This window comes from Dactylosporangium sp. McL0621, assembly GCF_049995355.1.
Lineage (GTDB): Bacteria > Actinomycetota > Actinomycetes > Mycobacteriales > Micromonosporaceae > Dactylosporangium.
Genome location: NZ_CP188259.1, coordinates 7,898,654 through 7,915,082 on the forward strand (window position 1 = coordinate 7,898,654; position 16,429 = coordinate 7,915,082).

23 protein-coding genes are annotated in these 16,429 nt (G+C 74.5%); 12 read left to right on the forward strand and 11 right to left on the reverse strand.

Going from position 1 to position 16,429, the window contains the following annotated elements:
* Nucleotides 1-25 precede the first annotated feature (25 nt).
* The 5 genes from ACPPVO_RS37210 to ACPPVO_RS37230 all read left to right on the forward strand — a co-directional run bounded on the left by ACPPVO_RS37210 (nucleotide 26) and on the right by ACPPVO_RS37230 (nucleotide 3,081).
* Entirely contained in the window at nucleotides 26-325 is a 300-nt protein-coding gene (locus ACPPVO_RS37210) for a DUF6223 family protein (RefSeq protein WP_426503248.1), read from the forward strand.
* Between the two features lie 20 nt (nucleotides 326-345).
* Nucleotides 346-1,062 (forward strand): metalloregulator ArsR/SmtB family transcription factor, encoded by a 717-nt coding sequence (locus ACPPVO_RS37215; protein WP_426503249.1) that lies wholly within the window; start codon nucleotides 346-348, stop codon nucleotides 1,060-1,062.
* Nucleotides 1,059-2,219, forward strand: coding sequence for a chromate efflux transporter (gene chrA, locus ACPPVO_RS37220; protein WP_426503250.1), 1,161 nt, complete (start codon nucleotides 1,059-1,061; stop codon nucleotides 2,217-2,219). Before ACPPVO_RS37215 ends, chrA begins: the two co-directional genes overlap by 4 nt.
* A gap of 162 nt (nucleotides 2,220-2,381) precedes the next feature.
* A complete protein-coding gene (locus ACPPVO_RS37225; RefSeq protein ID WP_426503251.1) occupies nucleotides 2,382-2,810 on the forward strand; it encodes a DUF2269 family protein in 429 nt (142 codons plus the stop codon).
* 1 nt (nucleotide 2,811) lies between these two features.
* Nucleotides 2,812-3,081, forward strand: coding sequence for a DUF3817 domain-containing protein (locus ACPPVO_RS37230; protein WP_426503252.1), 270 nt, complete (start codon nucleotides 2,812-2,814; stop codon nucleotides 3,079-3,081).
* On the opposite strand, the gene ACPPVO_RS37235 is transcribed toward ACPPVO_RS37230, so the two are convergent.
* Complete coding sequence (locus ACPPVO_RS37235) at nucleotides 3,054-3,497, reverse strand: MSMEG_6728 family protein (RefSeq protein ID WP_426514768.1); 444 nt, start codon at nucleotides 3,495-3,497, stop codon at nucleotides 3,054-3,056. The genes ACPPVO_RS37230 and ACPPVO_RS37235 overlap by 28 nt on opposite strands.
* Nucleotides 3,498-3,567: 70 nt before the next feature.
* Here ACPPVO_RS37235 and ACPPVO_RS37240 point away from each other — a divergent pair, with 70 nt between their 5' ends.
* Both ACPPVO_RS37240 and ACPPVO_RS37245 read left to right on the forward strand, forming a co-directional pair.
* On the forward strand, nucleotides 3,568-4,083 hold the full coding sequence (locus tag ACPPVO_RS37240; RefSeq protein WP_426503253.1) for a MarR family winged helix-turn-helix transcriptional regulator: 516 nt from the start codon (nucleotides 3,568-3,570) through the stop codon (nucleotides 4,081-4,083).
* A 39-nt stretch (nucleotides 4,084-4,122) separates the two neighbouring features.
* The gene (locus tag ACPPVO_RS37245) at nucleotides 4,123-4,326 is read left to right on the forward strand and encodes a hypothetical protein (protein WP_360379174.1); all 204 of its coding nucleotides are present in this window, start codon (nucleotides 4,123-4,125) and stop codon (nucleotides 4,324-4,326) included.
* Between the two features lie 6 nt (nucleotides 4,327-4,332).
* Here ACPPVO_RS37245 and ACPPVO_RS37250 read toward each other — a convergent pair whose 3' ends face one another.
* Genes ACPPVO_RS37250 through ACPPVO_RS37260 form a run of 3 tightly spaced genes read right to left on the reverse strand, consistent with a single transcriptional unit; the run spans nucleotide 4,333 to nucleotide 6,293 of the window.
* Nucleotides 4,333-4,806 carry a hemerythrin domain-containing protein gene (locus ACPPVO_RS37250; RefSeq protein ID WP_426503254.1) on the reverse strand — a complete coding sequence of 158 codons (474 nt, stop codon included), beginning with the start codon at nucleotides 4,804-4,806 and terminating at the stop codon, nucleotides 4,333-4,335.
* Nucleotides 4,796-6,055: an alpha-amylase family protein gene (locus ACPPVO_RS37255; protein WP_426503256.1), complete on the reverse strand. Its 1,260-nt coding sequence runs from the start codon at nucleotides 6,053-6,055 to the stop codon at nucleotides 4,796-4,798. The genes ACPPVO_RS37250 and ACPPVO_RS37255 overlap by 11 nt, the downstream gene beginning before the upstream one ends.
* A 58-nt stretch (nucleotides 6,056-6,113) precedes the next feature.
* Nucleotides 6,114-6,293, reverse strand: coding sequence for a YegP family protein (locus tag ACPPVO_RS37260; RefSeq protein ID WP_426503257.1), 180 nt, complete (start codon nucleotides 6,291-6,293; stop codon nucleotides 6,114-6,116).
* Nucleotides 6,294-6,447: 154 nt separating this feature from the next.
* Here ACPPVO_RS37260 and ACPPVO_RS37265 point away from each other — a divergent pair, with 154 nt between their 5' ends.
* On the forward strand, nucleotides 6,448-7,002 hold the full coding sequence (locus tag ACPPVO_RS37265) for a PRC-barrel domain-containing protein (RefSeq protein WP_426503259.1): 555 nt from the start codon (nucleotides 6,448-6,450) through the stop codon (nucleotides 7,000-7,002).
* 64 nt (nucleotides 7,003-7,066) lie between these two features.
* Here ACPPVO_RS37265 and ACPPVO_RS37270 read toward each other — a convergent pair whose 3' ends face one another.
* From ACPPVO_RS37270 to ACPPVO_RS37285, 4 genes are all read right to left on the reverse strand, one after another.
* Nucleotides 7,067-7,390 carry a DUF6401 family natural product biosynthesis protein gene (locus ACPPVO_RS37270; RefSeq protein WP_426503260.1) on the reverse strand — a complete coding sequence of 108 codons (324 nt, stop codon included), beginning with the start codon at nucleotides 7,388-7,390 and terminating at the stop codon, nucleotides 7,067-7,069.
* Nucleotides 7,391-7,567: 177 nt separating this feature from the next.
* A complete protein-coding gene (locus tag ACPPVO_RS37275) occupies nucleotides 7,568-8,581 on the reverse strand; it encodes a M4 family metallopeptidase (RefSeq protein ID WP_426503261.1) in 1,014 nt (337 codons plus the stop codon).
* Nucleotides 8,582-8,612: 31 nt separating this feature from the next.
* Nucleotides 8,613-10,679 (reverse strand): bifunctional polysaccharide deacetylase/glycosyltransferase family 2 protein, encoded by a 2,067-nt coding sequence (locus tag ACPPVO_RS37280; protein ID WP_426503262.1) that lies wholly within the window; start codon nucleotides 10,677-10,679, stop codon nucleotides 8,613-8,615.
* 1 nt (nucleotide 10,680) lies between these two features.
* Nucleotides 10,681-11,016, reverse strand: coding sequence for a hypothetical protein (locus ACPPVO_RS37285; RefSeq protein ID WP_426503263.1), 336 nt, complete (start codon nucleotides 11,014-11,016; stop codon nucleotides 10,681-10,683).
* Between the two features lie 113 nt (nucleotides 11,017-11,129).
* On the opposite strand from ACPPVO_RS37285, the gene ACPPVO_RS37290 reads away from it, so the two are divergent.
* Nucleotides 11,130-12,170 (forward strand): Ku protein, encoded by a 1,041-nt coding sequence (locus tag ACPPVO_RS37290; RefSeq protein ID WP_426503264.1) that lies wholly within the window; start codon nucleotides 11,130-11,132, stop codon nucleotides 12,168-12,170.
* 12 nt (nucleotides 12,171-12,182) lie between these two features.
* Here the strand turns inward: ACPPVO_RS37290 and ACPPVO_RS37295 are convergent, their stop codons facing one another.
* Entirely contained in the window at nucleotides 12,183-12,329 is a 147-nt protein-coding gene (locus tag ACPPVO_RS37295; RefSeq protein ID WP_426503265.1) for a hypothetical protein, read from the reverse strand.
* A 24-nt stretch (nucleotides 12,330-12,353) separates the two neighbouring features.
* Nucleotides 12,354-13,943: a TROVE domain-containing protein gene (locus ACPPVO_RS37300; protein WP_426503266.1), complete on the reverse strand. Its 1,590-nt coding sequence runs from the start codon at nucleotides 13,941-13,943 to the stop codon at nucleotides 12,354-12,356.
* Between the two features lie 268 nt (nucleotides 13,944-14,211).
* Between ACPPVO_RS37300 and ACPPVO_RS37305 the strand changes: the two genes are divergently transcribed.
* Genes ACPPVO_RS37305 through ACPPVO_RS37315 form a run of 3 tightly spaced genes read left to right on the forward strand, consistent with a single transcriptional unit; the run spans nucleotide 14,212 to nucleotide 16,190 of the window.
* Nucleotides 14,212-14,397 carry a hypothetical protein gene (locus ACPPVO_RS37305; protein WP_426503267.1) on the forward strand — a complete coding sequence of 62 codons (186 nt, stop codon included), beginning with the start codon at nucleotides 14,212-14,214 and terminating at the stop codon, nucleotides 14,395-14,397.
* Entirely contained in the window at nucleotides 14,390-14,671 is a 282-nt protein-coding gene (locus ACPPVO_RS37310) for a hypothetical protein (protein ID WP_426503268.1), read from the forward strand. The genes ACPPVO_RS37305 and ACPPVO_RS37310 overlap by 8 nt, the downstream gene beginning before the upstream one ends.
* Nucleotides 14,672-14,681: 10 nt before the next feature.
* On the forward strand, nucleotides 14,682-16,190 hold the full coding sequence (locus ACPPVO_RS37315; protein ID WP_426503269.1) for an alpha-N-arabinofuranosidase: 1,509 nt from the start codon (nucleotides 14,682-14,684) through the stop codon (nucleotides 16,188-16,190).
* Here the strand turns inward: ACPPVO_RS37315 and ACPPVO_RS37320 are convergent.
* Nucleotides 16,184-16,336 carry a hypothetical protein gene (locus ACPPVO_RS37320; protein WP_426503270.1) on the reverse strand — a complete coding sequence of 51 codons (153 nt, stop codon included), beginning with the start codon at nucleotides 16,334-16,336 and terminating at the stop codon, nucleotides 16,184-16,186. The two genes, ACPPVO_RS37315 and ACPPVO_RS37320, sit on opposite strands and share 7 nt — an antisense overlap.
* Nucleotides 16,337-16,429: the final 93 nt, after the last annotated feature.

Genomic DNA, 16,429 nt, shown 5'->3' on the forward strand with positions numbered 1-16,429 from the left:
TTCCGGCAATGACGAGGAGAGCGCCATGTCCGTTCCACTCCTGACCCTCGACCGTGTCGTGGCCACCGCGGGCACGTTCGTCGCGCTGGGCGGCGCGATCACCGGCGGCCTCGCACTGGCGGGCCGCCTGCGTCAGCGGGGCCCGGTCCTCGCGCTGGCGGCGGGCGCGGCCGGCGTGGTCGTCGGCGTGCTGGTGCTGGCCACCGCCGACGGCGGCCCGGGCACGGGCAACGGCGTCATCGGCGGCGGCGCGGCGATCGTGTTCGGGCTGGCCGCGGTCGTCCTGGGCGCCCTGGCCCGGCGCCGGGCAATTGCATCAAACTAATTTGTTGTACTGTCTGAGCCGTGGCAGTACCGACGTTCCTGCGGGCCTCGGCCCATCCGCTGCGGTGGCGGCTGCTCGGCGAGCTCGCCCGGGGCGACCGCCAGGTGGGCGAGCTGACCGAGCTGCTGGGCGAGCGGCAGAGCCTCGTCTCGTACCATCTGGGCCTGCTCCGTGAGGCCGAGCTCGTGCGGTCGCGCCGCAGCGCCGCCGACGCCCGCGACGTCTACTACCGCCTCGACCTCGCCCGGTGCGCCACCCTGCTGGAGGCGGCCGGCGGCGCCCTGCACCCGGGACTGCGCCCCCGGCCGGCCCCGGCCCCGGCGCCCGGCCCGGCGCGGGTGCTGTTCCTGTGCACCGGCAACAGCGCCCGCTCCCAGATGGCCGAGGCGCTGCTGCGCGACCGGTCCGGCGGCGCGGTGGCGGCGTTCAGCGCGGGCAGCCGGCCCAAGCCGATCCACCCGGACGCGGTCGCCGCGATGGCCGCCCGCGGCCTCGACCTGAGCGCCGCCCGGCCCAAGCACTTCGATGAGCTCGCCGGGCGGCGCTTCACGCACGTGATCACGCTGTGCGACCGGGTCCGGGAGGTCTGCCCCGAGTTTCCCGGGCACCCCGCGGCGGCCCACTGGAGCATGCCCGACCCGTCGGCCGAGCCGGACGGACGCCCGGCGTTCGACCGGGCCGCCGACGAGCTCGCCGAGCGGATCGCGTTCCTGCTGCACACCCTGGCCGCGGCGTGACCGCGACGGGGGTGGGCCTCGGCACGGTGCTCAAGGAGTGGGGGCGGATCGGCTGCCTGGGCTTCGGCGGCCCGCCGGCGCACATCGCGCTGCTGCGCAAGCTGTGCGTCGAGGACCGCGGCTGGCTCGACGCGCAGGAGTTCGAGGACGCGATCGCGGCCTGCAACCTGCTGCCCGGCCCCGCCTCCACCCAGCTCGCGATCTTCTGCGCCTGGCGGGTCCGCGGCCGCGCGGGCGCGCTCGTCGGCGGCGCCGCGTTCATCGTCCCCGGGCTCGTCGTCATCCTCGCCCTTGCCGTGCTGTTCCTGCGCGGCGACCCGCCGACGTGGGTCAAGGCCGCCGGGGCCGGGGCCGGGGCGGCGGTGGCCGCGGTCGCGGTGCAGGCCGGGGTCAGCCTCGTCCCGGCCGGCTGGCGGCGCGCGCCCCAGCACAGCAGCCGGGCGCGGTGGGTGGCGTACCTCCTGGTGGGCGCGGTCGCCGCGGCCACCATCGGCCCGTGGCTGGTGCTGCTGCTCATCGCCGGCGGCTTCGTGGAGATCCTGGCCCAGCGGGTTCCGGTCCGGCCCCGCCGCCGCCCGGTGCCCGGCCTGCCCGCGCTGGCCGCGGCGGGCCTGGGCGGCGGCGTGCTGCTCTCCGTCGCCTGGGTGGCCATCAAGGTCGGCGCCCTGTCGTACGGCGGCGGGTTCGTCATCATCCCGCTCATGCGCGCCGACGCCGTCGACCACTACCACTGGATGACCGGCGCCCAGTTCCTCAACGCCGTCGCGCTGGGCCAGATCACGCCGGGCCCGGTCGTGCAGACGGTCGCCGTGGTCGGCTACGCCGCGGCCGGTCTCGGCGGCGGCGTGCTCGCCTCCGCCGTCGCCTTCAGCCCGTCCTTCGCGTTCATCCTGCTCGGCGCGGACCGCTTCGACCGGCTGCGGGGCAACCGGGGGGTGCGCGCGTTCCTCGACGGCGCGGGGCCGGCCGCGATCGGCGCGATCCTGGGCTCCGCCGTCCCGCTGGCGCGCGCCCTGGCCGAGCCGTGGCAGTTCTGCGTGCTGGCCGGCGCGGCCGTGCTCCTGCTCGCCCTGCGCCGCGGCCCGGTCCTGACCCTGCTGAGCGCGGCCGCCGCCGGGCTGCTCATCGTCCTGGCCGGCGGGGACCTGCCCGGCTGACGGACCGGCGGCCCGCGCCGATCCGGCCGCGGCCCGGGACCGCCCCCGCGGGCGGCGACGGACCGGCGAATCACGCGACACCCGGGCCGTGGCCGGATTCCGTCGGCCTGTGGCAGTCCTGCCACTGCCGCGCCGGCGCGAGTGGATCTACGGTCGGTGGCCGTGACCAAAGTGCTGCTCAGCATCCACGTGCTCGCCGCCATCGTCGCCGTCGGGCCCGTCACCGTCGCGGCCAGCATGTTTCCCGCCGCCGCGCGCCGGGGTGACGCCGGCGCGCTGCGCCTGCTGCACCGGATCTGCACGGTGTACGCCGTCATCGGCGTGGCCGTGCCCGTGTTCGGGCTGGCCACCGCCAGCAGCCTCGGCGTGCTCGGCGACGCGTGGCTGCTGGCCTCGATCGCCCTCACGGTCGCCGCGGCCGCGCTGCTCGGGCTCGTCGTGCTTCCCCGGCAGCGGCGGCTGGTCAACGGTACCGCCGAAGCCGCCGGAACAACGGCGCGCCTCGGGATGCTGACGGGCGTGTTCAACCTGCTGTGGGCGGTCGTCGTGGTGCTGATGATCGTGCGGCCCGGCTCCACGACGGGCGCGTGAGATGTCGCCGTTCACCCTGCTGCGCGCGGCCGCGGTGGTCGAGCTCGCCAGCCTCGCCGTGCTCCTGGCCAACCTGGCCACGGTGCACGTCCCCGCCGTCGCCTCACTCGTGGGGCCGATCCACGGCTGCGCCTACCTGCTCGTCATCGGCGTCACCGGGCACCTGACCCGGTCGGCGCGGGCGACGCTGCCGGCCGCGATCCCGGTCGTCGGCGGGCTCGTGGCGCTGCGGCGGGTACACCGTCAGGCGCCCGGCCCCGGCCAGACGTAGGGCTCCTCCGGGTCCTCGCCCGGGAAGAGCGGGCCGTAGAAGTCCGGGTCCTTGCGCACCAGGGCGGCGCGGTGGCTGCGGTGCACGTCCTCCCGCCCGAGCCAGGCCGGCAGCGCCCCGGCCGCGGCCAGCTCCTCCTGGGTGCGGGCCGGCCCGCACGTGTCGAGCAGCGTCGCCGCGACGGTGTCGGCGTGGCCGAGCGCGGTCCACGCGGCGCACATCTCCAGGCCGTAGCGGACCAGCGCCTCCTCGCACCCGGCCCACATCTTGACCGCCGGGTGGTGCCGCCAGCCGTACCCGGGCACGACGAGCCCGCGCAGCACCTGCAGCGCCTCGACCCGCTGCTTGCCGAGCCGGCGCCGGTCCAGCACCCGGGCGCTGGCCGCGAAGTCGGCGTAGGGCAGGAACGTCTGCACGCCCACCGTCATACCCGCGGACACGGCGACCCGCGCACGTTTTGTCCGGGGTACGTCTTAAGGTGTGCGCATGCCCAAGGACGCACGGCCGCCGGCCACCGGCATCGCGGCCTCCGAGGCGGTCGACGCGTTGCTGGCCGCCAGCCGGGCGCTGGTGGGCATCGCCGCGCGGTCCCTGGCCGACGTCGACCCGGACGTGACGCTGCCGCAGTACCGCGCCCTGGTCGTCCTCGCCGCCCGCGGGCCCCAGCGGGTCGCCGACATCTCGGCCGAGCTCGCGGTGGCCCCGTCGACCGGCACCCGCATGTGCGACCGGCTGGTGCGCAAGGGCCTGCTCCGCCGGTCCCGGACCGCCTTCGACCGGCGGGTCGTGCGGCTCACCCTGACCACGGCCGGCCGGCGGCTCGTGCACGAGGTCATGGAGAGCCGCCGCGCGCTGCTGACCGCCGTCGTGGCCGCGACCGCGGACGTCTGGCACCCGGCGGTGGCGCCGGCCCTGCGCGCCTTCGCGGCCGCCTCCGGCGAGGTGCCGGAGAGCGAGTGGTGGCTCGGCTTCCCGTCCGCCGAGGACGAGCCCGAGGCCTGAGAGCTGGCGGTGTACTTGCTTTGATGCAACGATTGACCGATGCGGACGGCCGATGACCGTGCACCACGCGCGCCGGAGTCGCCCGGGCCCGCGTTCCTGACGCTGACCGTGGGCGGGGCCGGCGTCGCCGTCTCCTACTGGTTCGGCTGGGACATCGGGGCGCTGCTCGCGGTCGAGGCGCTGGCCGGCTTCGGGCTGGCCCTGTCCGACGGCGAGCCCGACGACGAGATCTCCTCGCTCTGACCGGCCTTACAGCGGCCCCAGCACCGCGTCGGGGTCGGCGTCCAGGGCGAGCGTCTCGAGCACGGTGAGCAGCTGCCGCTCCTCGTAGCGGAAGTGCGACTCCATGATGGCCGCCACGCCCTCCAGGTGCCGCAGCAGCTGCGCGGGCGGGGCGGTCGCGTCGGCGGCGGCCTGCAGCCCGGCCAGCAGGTGCGAGATCATCGAGTGGTCCTGCCGCAGCGCGTGCAGCGTCGGGGCCAGGTGCGGGTACTGCTCCGCGATCGCCGGGAACAGGTCGCGGTCCTCGCCCTCGTGGTGCGCCGCCAGCGCGGTGCAGAAGCCGTGGCAGTACAGCAGCTGGTCGCGCAGCGCGGCCGGCCCGGGCGCGCCGGCGGCCAGCGTCTCGCGGGTCACGGCCAGCGCCTCGCGCAGCCGCGCGTGCACGCGGCGCAGCTCGTTGCTCCAGGCGACAAGCCTGGTCGCCCCGCCCTCAGCCGGCATCGGGACCACCGCTCGGCCGGGAGCTCAGCACGGCCCAGCCCCGCGCCGGCAGCCGGACCTGCGCGCCGTCCAGGGTGCCCGTGCCCGCGGCGAGGGCGTCGGCGCCGGCCGCCGGGACCGCCGCCGGGTCATCGGCCAGGTTGAGCGCGGCGATCAGAGCGCCCGCTCCCGTCGCCGTGCGCAGGACGGCCTGGCGGTTGTCGAGGTGCACGACGTCGGTGTGGGCCCGAACGACCCACGGGTGCCGGCGGCGCACGGCGATCAGCTCCCGATGCCGGCGCAGCGTTTCGTTCTCCGCCGGCGGATGCTCCGGAAACTCCGGTCGTACCGCGTCGTCGCCGCCGAGCCGCTGCTCCTTCACGCCCGTCCAGCCGTACTCGTCGCCCGCGTACACGCTCGGCACGCCCGCCACGGTGAACAGGACCGCGAGCGCGTGCGGCACGAAGTCGGCGCCGACCGCCGAGGCGATGCGGGTCACGTCGTGGTTGCCGACGAACGTGGCCGGCACGAACCCGGCGAGCAGGTCGTTGTGGCGCTTGAGCGCGTGCGCGAGCTCGAAGAGGTTCCGGTCGGCGATGCCGTGCCAGATGCCCTGCCAGAGCTCGTACTGCGTCACCGAGTCCATTGTGGACTCGCGCGCGATCCCGGCGTAGTCGCCGTGGATGACCTCGCCGGCGAACCAGGCCTCCGGGTGGCGCTCGCGCACGCGGGGCAGGACGGCGGCCCAGAACCGCGGCGGCACCGCGTACGCCGCGTCGAGCCGCCAGCCGTCCGCGCCCCGGTCCAGCCAGTGCCGCATGACCCGGACCACGAGGTCGGCGACGGCGGGCTCGTCGTGGTTGAGCACGACGAGGGAGTCGTGGCCCTCGAACACCGCGTCGCGCAGCATGTCCGGCCCGAGCGGCGGGTGCGCGCGCCCGACGTGGTTGAACACGCCGTCGAGCAGCACCCGGACCCCGCGCGCGTGGGCCGCGGCGACGAGCCGGTCGAAGTCGGCGTCGTCGCCGAGGCGCGGGTCGATCCGGAAGTGGTCGACGGTGTCGTAGCCGTGGGTCTGGGACGCGAAGATCGGGCCGAGCGCGATGCCGTTGAGCCCGAGGCTCACCACGTGGTCGAGCCAGCCCTCGATGCGCCCGAGCCGGTGCACGACCCCTTCGGCGGCGCCGGTACCGCCGGGGCGCACCGGGGCGCCGGTGAAGCCGAGCGGGTACAGCTGCCACCACATCACGTGATCGGGCCAGGAGCTCACGATCACCAAGCATAGGCGAGCGGGCCGGACGGTACCGGCCCGCTGCCCGCGGCGTCGGTCAGGCGGCGGTCTGGTCGTCGACCGCGGCGGCGTTCGCCCGCTGCTGGATCGACGCGATGGTGTTCAGCGCCGAGGACTTGCGCGTGTACGTCTCGCTCGTCGCCACCACCTGGCCGTTGCTCGCCACCATGTTGAAGCGGTACTGGCCGTTGCTGGTCTTCTTCACCACGAACTTCATGCGAATGCACCTCCTGTCCATAGAGCTATACCCGATCGACGGCGATGCAATCCGTCCACTGTGGATCACAATCGGCATGCATGGATCGCGGTTCGACGGGTACCCGGACAGAGCAGGAAGCAAGGAAGCGAGCAAGGAAGGAAGGAATTCCCCCGTGACTTCCAACCACACTGATGTCACCACGATGCTGGGCCGGGACGTCTACGACCGCGACGGTGACAAGATCGGTAGCGTCGGCCAGGTCTACGCCGACCACGCCGGGCAGCCGACCTGGGCGAGCGTGAACACCGGCTTCTTCGGCCTGCGCCAGTCGCTGGTGCCGCTGTCCGGGGCCACGAGCCACGGCGACGGCCTGCAGGTGCCGTTCGAGAAGGCGACCGTCAAGGACGCGCCGAACGTGGACCACGAGGTCGACGAGCCGCTGACCAGCGACCAGGTGCAGGAGCTGTACCGGCACTACCAGCTGCAGTGGGACACCGACAGCACGGCGGACTACGCGGACGGCTACACCGCCGGCGCCGAGCACACGCGCGACGGCTACCTGGACACCGACGGCGACGCGATGCCCCGCTCCGAGAAGCACACGGACACGGCGCGGCTGCGCCGGTACGGCTCGGCCACGTCCGGCGCGGACGTCACCGAGTCGGAGCACGAGATGCAGCTGGACCCCGAGGTCCCGGGCGACGAGGGCCGCCGCCCGCTGGCCTGACCGCGCCCCGCACCACCCTCGCGATGCCGTCCCGGGCGACCGGGGCGGCATCGTGCCGTGCCGTTCAGACCGCCGACGGTGTCAGTGCGGAGACGGCGAACAGCCGCAGCAGGGGCCACGACGGCCTGGTGGAGGTCTCGATGGTCCAGCCGCGCCGCCCGGCGGTGTCCAGCACCCCGTCGGCGTACGCGGCCAGCGCCACGACCCGCACCCGGCCGTGCCGGTCGGTGAGCGCGTCGCGGACCTCGGCGGCGTGCTGGTCGACGGCGGCGGCGAGCCACGTGGGCGCGGCGACCTGGGCCGCGACGGCGGCCTGGAGCCGCTCGGCGAGCTCGGCCAGGCGCAGGCGGGCCTGCGGTGCGAAGGCCGGCTCCGGCAGTTGATCCATCGGAACAGGGTAGGAAGCCCCGGTTACGAAACGGTGACACGGCGGGCCTCGGCCCGATCGGTGCGACCCGTCCGGGCCCGGCCCGGCGGGCGGGGGGCCGGGCCCGGACGGTAGCGACCTGTTCCCGGCGCGGCCCGCTGGGCAGAGAGGGCCGGCCGGGGACAGATCTGCCGCGCCCTACAGCAGGCCGCGCGCGGAGAAGGCGGTGCGCGTGGCCTGAGCGGCCGCGGAGCCGTAGAGCCGCTGGGCGGCGTCCACCGTGGCCTGAGCCGCGGCGCGGAACGTGATGTCCGGGGTGAAGGCGAACTGCGCCTCCACGATCAGCGTCGTGGCCCGGGTGTCGCCGAGCGCGGAGCGGACGTCCCACAGCGCGCGGGACCAGATCTCGCCGTCGGCGTGGACCTCGCCGACCACGTCGGCCGGGTAGTGCTTGTCGCCGTCGAGGCGGCGCAGGCAGTGCGGGGCGGTGCTGGTGTAGGACACGGAGTCCCAGTCCGCGACGCAGGCCTCGGGGGTGAGCGTGGGCACGCCGGTGGCCCAGCTGGTGACGGCGACGGCGAGATAGTCGCCGAACGCCTCCCCGATGGCGCCGGACTCCAGGGTCGTACCGAAGCCGGGAACCTGACCGTCCTGGACCGAGTGGCCGTACTCGTGGACGATCACCTCGGCGTCCTCGGCGTCGTCGACGCCGCCCTTGCCGAGGCTGATGTTCGCCTTGTCGTCGCGGAAGAAGGAGTTGTCGCCGCCGTACTGGTCGATGCGCAGCTCGATCTGGCGCTGGTTGACCGGGCGCAGCGCCGAGCCGAAGCCCAGGTGCTGCAGGTACTGCTGAGCCGTGGTCACCCAGTAGTACCCCATCACCTGCTCGAACTGGTCGCTGTCGCGGTGCCAGGCCGGGAAGGCCCCGTCGACCAGGACGGCGGCCTTGCCGGTGGAGCTCTTGACCAGGACGTAGCGGCCCGCCAGCCGGCCGGAGCCGTCGAGCTCGCTGAGCGTGACCCGGCGGTAGGCCGGCGCGAAGGCGGGCAGATCGGCGTCCTTGGCGTCGGTGAGATCCTGCCGGCCGAGCGCCTGGACCGGGTTGGGGTAGAACACCGTGCCCGGGGCCGTGGTCACGGCGGCCCGGGCCGCTGGGGCCGGCAGGAGTGCGGCCACGACCACGACCGCCACGAAGGCAACATGTCGATGCATGCAGCAAAGGGCGGCGCGGCCGTGCTGTGCGTTACTCCGACCGGCCGCGCCCGGCCGGCGCGGCCGCCGCGGCCAGGCCCGTCCGCGCCATCGCCTGCCACCGCTGCCGGCCGCCCAGCAGGGCCGCCACCGTGCCCTGCAGGACCACCAGGTAGAGCAGCTGCCGGTAGACCACGTGCTGCAGCGGTACGGTCCACAGCGGGGTGAGCGGCTCCCGGTCCAGGCGCAGCGCGTAGGCGGTGGTCGCCAGCTGCAGGGCGGTGAACCCGCACCACACCGCGGCGACCTGCGCCCAGGGCAGGAACAGCGCGCCGTAGATCGCGTAGACGTCGACCAGCGGGGCGGCCAGCGGCAGCAGCACCTGGAACAGCATCAGGTAGAGCAGCCCCCGCCGGCCGAGGCGCCCGGCGCCGCCGCGTTCCCGGACCGCTCCCCGGTGCTTCCAGGCCGCCTGCATCGTGCCGTAGCACCAGCGGTACCGCTGCCGCCACAACTGCCGCAGCGTGCCCGGCGCCTCCGTCCACGCCACCGCGTCGTCGGCGTAGACGGCCCGCCACCCGGCCCGCAGGACCGCCATGGTCAGGTCGGTGTCCTCGGCCAGCGTGTCGCCGGGGACCCCGCCGACGTCGCGCAGGGCCTCCCGCCGGAACGCCCCGATCGCCCCGGGAATGGTCGGCATGCACTCGCCGAGGTCGAACAGGCGCCGGTCGAGGTTGAACCCCACCACGTACTCCAGGTGCTGCCACCGCCCGAGCAGCCCGCCGCGGTTGGCCACCTTCGTGTTGCCGCTCACCGCGCCGACGGCCGGGTCGGCGAAGGGCTGCACGAGGCGCCCGACGGCGTCCGGCTCGAAGACGGTGTCACCGTCGACGAGCACGAGCAGGTCGCCCCGGGCGGCGGCGATCCCGGCGTTGAGGGCGGCCGGCTTGCCCGCATTGGCCTGCCGCAGCAGGTGTACCGCGGGCAGTTCCCGGGCCATCCGGCGCACGATGGCGGCGGTGGCGTCCGTCGAGCCGTCGTCGACCACGACGATCTCGCAGCCCGGGTAGTCGCTCCCGCTCAGGGACCGGATGGTGCCGGCGATGTTGGCCGCCTCGTTGTACGCCGGGACGATGATCGACACGCCGCCCAGGTACCGGCGCGGTCCCCACCGGCCCCGCGACCGGCGGGCGTGCCGGCGGGCCGCCCCGACCTGCACCGCGAGCCGCATCAGGGCCAGCACCGTGCCGGCGACCACGATCCACCCGATGGCGGCGGCCAGGAGGCGTCCGGCGGTCTGGCTCCACCGCAGCGCGGTACCCCGCACGACCATGCCCGTCGAGGCGGCCGGCGCCGGCGGCAGGCCGAGCCCCTCGGACACCGTGACGAACCGGCCGCCGGCCTGGGCCAGGATCCGCCGGGTCGCCTCGACCGTCTGCGACCGGTCCCCGCCGCCGTCGTGCAGCATGATCACCGCGCCGGCCCCGGCCGGCCCGTGCAGCGCCTCGCGCACGATGGCGTCGGCGCCGGGCCGCTCCCAGTCCCGCGGGTCACGGTCGGCCAGCACCGTCAGGTACCCGTCGACCGCGTCCGGCATCGACAGGTACGGGGGGCGCATGAGCAGCGGCCGCCGCCCGGTCGCGGCCGCGATCGCGTTGGCGGTGAGGGCGAGCTCGAACCGCTGCCGCCACGGCGGGAGCGCGGCGAGGTCCGGGTGCGTGAACGTGTGCACGCCGACCTCGTGGCCCTCGTCGACCATCCGGCGCACCAGGTCCGGATAGCGGTTGACCTGCGATCCGATGACGAAGAAGGTGGCGTGGGCGTGGTACTGCCGCAGCAGGTCCAGCACCTGCGGGGTCCAGCGCGGGTCGGGCCCGTCGTCGAAGGTGAGCGCGAGGGCCCCGGCCGGCAGCCGGGCCGCCTCCACCCCGCCGGCGGTGTAGCGCAGCACCGGCCCGTCGCCGGTGGCCGCGGCCCGCACGGCCTCCCCGTGGGGCCCCTCGGCGCCGACCCCGCCGGCGTACCCCTGCAAACCCAGCTCGGTCAGCAGCAGGAGCACGCCGAGCAGGAACAACAGCCAGTGCGCCCGCGGCTCGCGGCGGGCCTTGTGCCGGCTCATGCTACTTCGTCCGGCTCGGCTTGGCATTGCCCGGCTTCGTGGTGGGCCGGTTCCCGGGTCGTTCGGTCGTCGTGGCCGCCGACGGGCCCGGCGTGGTGCGGGTCGCCACGGTCGGCGGTGCGGACCGGTGACCGTTCGAGGCCACCGGCGCGACGCCGACCTCTCCGGCGCCGCCCCGCTCGATCAGGCCCTGCCGGCCGCCCGGAAGCCCCGGCAGCGGTATCGGCGACGAGCCGAGCAGACCGGCGATGAGCAGCGCCCCGCCGACGCTGAGCAGCAGGCCGAGCGCGGCGCCGAGGGCGGTGAAGAGCCGGCGGCGGCGCCCGCCGCGATCCATGAACACAGGTTCCACGGGGCAAGGGGCGGACGGACCCGCCCCGGCGTTACACCCCCGGCGCGATTGGCGCCCCCGGCCGCGGGTATCACCCCGCTGGAGACGGAGGTGGCGCGATGGCGCGGTCGATCTGGACCGGAGTGATCTCGTTCGGGCTGGTGTCGGTGCCGGTGTCGATGTACACGGCGACCCATGAGCACGAGGTGTCATTCCATCAGTTCGAGAAGGGCACCAGCGACCGCATCCGGTACCACCGCGTGAACGAGCGCACCGGCAAGGAGGTCGAGCTCGACGATATCGTCAAGGGCGCCGACGTCGGCGGCGGGCAGTACGTGATGCTCGAACCGGACGAGCTCGACGAGATCGCGCCGGGCCGCTCCCGCAGCCTCGAGATCCACCGGTTCGTGGACCTCGGCGCGATCGACCCCGTCCACTACGTGAAGACCTACTACCTCGAGCCGGCGAGCGACGAGACGAAGAAGACGTACGTGCTGCTGCGCACGGCCATGGCCGAGGCGAACCGCGCCGCGATCGCGACCCTGGTGATGCGGGGCAAGGAGTACCTCGCCGCCATCCGCCCCGAGGGCGACCTGCTCGTGCTCGAGACGATGTACTTCGCCGACGAGATCCGCGATCCGCGGAAGGAGCTCGACCGGTACCCGGGGAAGGTGGCCTTGAGCCGCCAGGAGCTGCGCATGGCGGCGCGGCTGCTCGAGTCGATGGCGGGCCCGTGGCGGCCGGCGGACTTCCGCGACACCTACACCGAGCGCGTCCGCGACCTTATCGACGCCAAGATCGCGGGCAACGAGCTCACCCCGGCCGAGGAGCCCCCGGCCGCGACCGCGGTCGGCGACCTCATGGAGGTCCTGCGCCGCAGTGTGGAGGCCGCCCGCGAGCGCCGCGGCGCCAAGCCGCCGGCCAAACCCCGGAAGAAGGCCACGGCGGCGAAGAAACAGCCGGCGGCGGCGGCGAAGAAGCAGCCGACGACGACGGCGGCGGCGGCGGCGGCGAAGAAGGGAACGGCGGCCAAGAAGCTGACGCCGCCCAAGAAGCTGAGCAAGGCCGAGCTCGCCAAGCGCGCCGCCAAGCTCGGCATCAAGGGCCGCTCGACGATGACCCGCACCGAGCTGGAGCGCGCCGTGGCCAAGGCCGCCTGACCCGGGCAGTGCTCAGCGAGATACCTTCAGCCGCCGAAGCCCCCCGAGCAGCCCCGGGCCGAATCCGACGCCGACCCCGGCCGGGCGGCCCCGCGTCTGCGCCTCGAGTTCCAGACGGCGACCCTCGGCGGCGATGTCCGCCAGGCGTTGGATGTCCACGCCGGCCAGTATGGGGATCTCGGCTCAGAAGGGCCAGCCGCCGCCCTCGCCCGCCTCCACGAGCGGGATCATCGCGAAGGCGCCGTCCGACAGGCCGCCGAAGGTGTGCCGGAACGGGCCGGCGGGGGCGTGCCCCACGCGGTACCCGGCCAGGTTCCACGTGTACACCGGCACCCGCTGCGGCACCGTGGCCACCACGCTCCACGCCCCGTGCACGTGGGCCTGCTCGTCGGTGAGGATGACGACCCGGTCGTGCCCGCGGTAGTGCTCGCGCACCGCCTGGGCGGTGCAGGTGCCGCCGGCGAAGAAGTAGCCGTCCCGCTTGAAGCGGCGCACGGCGGCCAGGACCGGCTCCCCCGCGACCTCCGGGAACCACCGGGACTCCGTGGAGAACGACACGATTGTCGCCTCCTGCGCGCGGGCGGCCAGGGCGATGCCGAACACCGCGGCCGCGTCCCAGCAGCGCAGCGAGCCGTCCCGGCTGAACGGGCTGTCCATCGACGACGACGTGTCGATGAGCACGAGGAGCCGGCCGGCGAGGGCGGGCACGTTGGGCAGGGCGTGCTGCAGCGCGCGCTCGAGGACGCCGGACCAGCGTGAGTCCGGCACCGCGTTGTACGCGGACAGGAAGCGCATCGGCAGCACGCGCGACGCGGCGACCTCGGCCGGGTCGGACAGCCGGGCCGCCACCGCCGCGGCGGCCGTGTCGCTCACGCCGGCCTCGTCGAAGTTGCGCAGGTTGCGCAGCAGCGCGAAGTAGCCCATGGACGGGATCGCCGACTCCCAGGCCGTGGCGTCCATTGTGGACTGGCGCCAGCCGGCCAGGGCCTCCCACGTCATGCCGGCCGCGCGCAGCACCGCCGGGTCGTCGATCGCGGCCCGCCGGTGGACGGGCACCGCCATCAGCTCGGCGCGGGCGGCGAGGGTCGGCAGCGCGGCCGGGGCGGCGGCGCCGGCGCGGTGGCGCCGGTCGAGGGCGTGCCGGAACAGCCGGCCCTGCCGCTCGTCGCGGGCGACCGGGTGCGTGAGCTCGATGACGTCGCCGAAGCGCACCGCGCGGCCGTCGGTGTCGTACTTGAGGAGGCTCCGCTCGTGGTACAGCCGGACCGCGGCGTCGGCGATGCCGCGCTTGACGGGCTTCGGCAGGCTGCGGCCGTAGCGGCCGAGCCAGTATGCGAGCGCCTCCCCCGGCTCGTCGGCCCGTTGCAGGGCCGAGTCGACCACCGCCCGGGAGCCGGGGATGCCCGCGGCGACCTGGGCGCGGGCGCCTTCGAGGGCGGCCACGACGGAGGCCGAGCGCAGCATGGCCCCGGTGCGCAGCCAGGGCACGAACCGCGCGAACCACTCGGGGTCGGCGACCGCCACGCCGGCGACGAGCTCCCGGAAGCGGGCGTCGCGGTCGGCGGCGGCCTCGTAGAACGTGTCCTCACCGACCATGTTGGACACTGCGAGCAGGAAGAGCTCGAGCCGGGGCTCCCGCACGAAACCGGGCGCGCCCTCTTCGGTGACGACGGGGCGCTCGACGGCGAAGGCAGCGACCCGGATGTCGAACTCGGACCCGTAGTCGGGCCGCTCGTGCCGGTGCTCGCGCAGCTTGAGGTTGAACTTGGCCACAGGATTCCCCCGGGGGATACAACGCATCTCGGCTACGAACATGTCGGAGGGGTCGAACCTCCACCCGTGGATCCGCCGGATCCGTTGCACGCGCTCCCCGAGACCAGTGTGGCGACGGGCACTTGGTTTCGAAGAAGAAGGAACCGTCACCTTCGCACCGGGAAGCGCACCGCCCAATGTAGACGCCCCCGAAATGCCCCGCAAACCATTTAGCACGTGCGCATGGGACAGCTGGTTAATGATAATGAAAACTATTAGCGTCCAGCCCATGCGCCTCCTCATGGTTCTCGCCCTCGCCGCCGCGCTCGCCGCGTGCGGCGGCCGCGTGAAGGTCGTGGCCGGCGAGGACTCCCTCTACGGCGACACCCTCGGCCCGGAAGGCTCCGCCGGCGACACGTACCTCAAGATGGAGACCCACAACACCGACGTCATCGTGCGGGCCCTCGGTGCCTGAGCCGGCCGTCCGCGTCGAGGACGCGACGCAGTCCTACGGCGCCGAGCCGGTGCTCGCCGGGGTCGGCGGCACCGTGGCTCCCGGCGCGGTGGTCGCGCGCATCGGCCCCAACGGCGCCGGCAAGTCCACATTATCGTCCTGTACGCCGCGCTGCAGGGCGAATCGACGGCGCCGGCGCGGTACAGATCGCGCTGCGCTGTGCACCGTCTTCACGATCGTCGGTACGCTGCTGCGGTACTGGCGCGGCGGCCTTACCATCGGCGCGCTCAAATGAAAGGAACTCGATGCTGAAAGCGCGCGTCACCCTCGACCCCGCCGCCGTCGTCGCCCCCGTCAGCCGCCGCACGTTCGGCTCCTTCGTCGAGCACATGGGGCGCTGCGTCCACACCGGCATCTACGAGCCCGGCCACCCGCTCGCGGACGAGGACGGCTTCCGCACCGACGTGCTGGCCCTGACCCGGGAGCTCGGCGTCACCACGGTCCGCTACCCGGGCGGGAACTTCGTGTCCGGGTACCGCTGGGAGGACGGCGTCGGCCCGCGCGAGCGCCGCCCCCGCCGGCGCGACCTGGCCTGGCACAGCATCGAGACGAACGAGGTCGGCATCGACGAGTTCGCCCGCTGGGCGGCGAAGGCGGACGTCGAGATCATGTACGCGGTGAACCTCGGCACCCGCGGCGTCCAGGAGGCCCTCGACGTCCACGAGTACCTCAACCAGCCCACCGGCACGCACCTGGCCGACCTGCGCGCGCGGCACGGCGCCGAGAAGCCGTACGGCATCCGGATGTGGTGCCTCGGCAACGAGCTCGACGGCCCCTGGCAGCTCGGGCACAAGACCGCGCAGGAGTACGGGCGCCTCGCCGCGGCCACCGCCCGGGCCCTGCGCGCGGCCGAGCCGGGCCTGCACCTGGTGGCCTGCGGCAGCTCCGGCTCGTCGATGCCGACGTTCGGCGCCTGGGAGGCGACCGTCCTCGAGCACACCTACGACCTGGTCGACTCGGTCTCCTGCCACGCCTACTACGAGGAGCACGACGGCGACCTGGGCTCGTTCCTGGCCAGCGCCACCGACATGGACCACTTCGTCGACAGCGTCGTGGCCACGGCCGACAGCGTGGGCGCCCGCCTGCGCAGCCGCAAGAAGATCCAGCTCTCCTTCGACGAGTGGAACGTGTGGTACCTGTCCCGCTTCCAGAACCAGCCACCGGCGACGCGCTGGGACGTCGCCCCGCCGGTGATCGAGGACGAGTACAACGTCGCCGACGCCGTCGTCGTGGGCAGCCTGCTCATCTCCCTGCTGCGCCACAGCGACCGCGTCACCGCCGCCTGCCAGGCCCAGCTCGTCAACGTGATCGCCCCGATCCGCACCGAGCCCGGCGGCCCGGCGTGGCGGCAGACCATCTTCCACCCCTTCGCCCGCACCGCCGCCCTGGCCCGCGGCGACGTGCTGCGGACGGCGGTCGACGCGCCGGTGTACGAGACCGCGCGCTACGGCGAGGCCGCGCTCGTCGACGCCGTCGCCACCCACGACGCCGCGTCCGGGGACGTGGCGCTGTTCGCGGTCAACCGCGACCTGACCCGGCCCGTGGAGCTGACCGTCGACCTGCGCGCCTTCGGCCCGCCGCGGCGGCCGGCCGGCTCGTGGACGCTGTGCGACGACGACGTGCGCGCCACGAACACCCGCGACCGCCCGGACCGCGTCACGCTGCGCCCGGCCGGGGAGGTGACCGCCGACGGCAACACCGCGACGGTCACGCTGCCCCCGGTCTCCTGGACCGCGGTCCGCCTCGCTCAGTAGACGTACGGCCGGCCGGCGGCGGCGGGTAGGACGTCGAGGCCGACGGTGCCGGGGTTGCGGATCTCGACGGCGTCGGGCTCGTGGTGGTGGTGGTGGCACCCGTGCAGGCGACGCCGTTCAGGGCGAAGGCGGCGCGAATTCGTCACCGTCAAGGTCGCGCGCCGGACCCGGCGGCACCGCCGTGAAAGTTACGCGGGCAAACCTTGACAGGACCAGGTGGTCGGGCATAGATGTGTGGG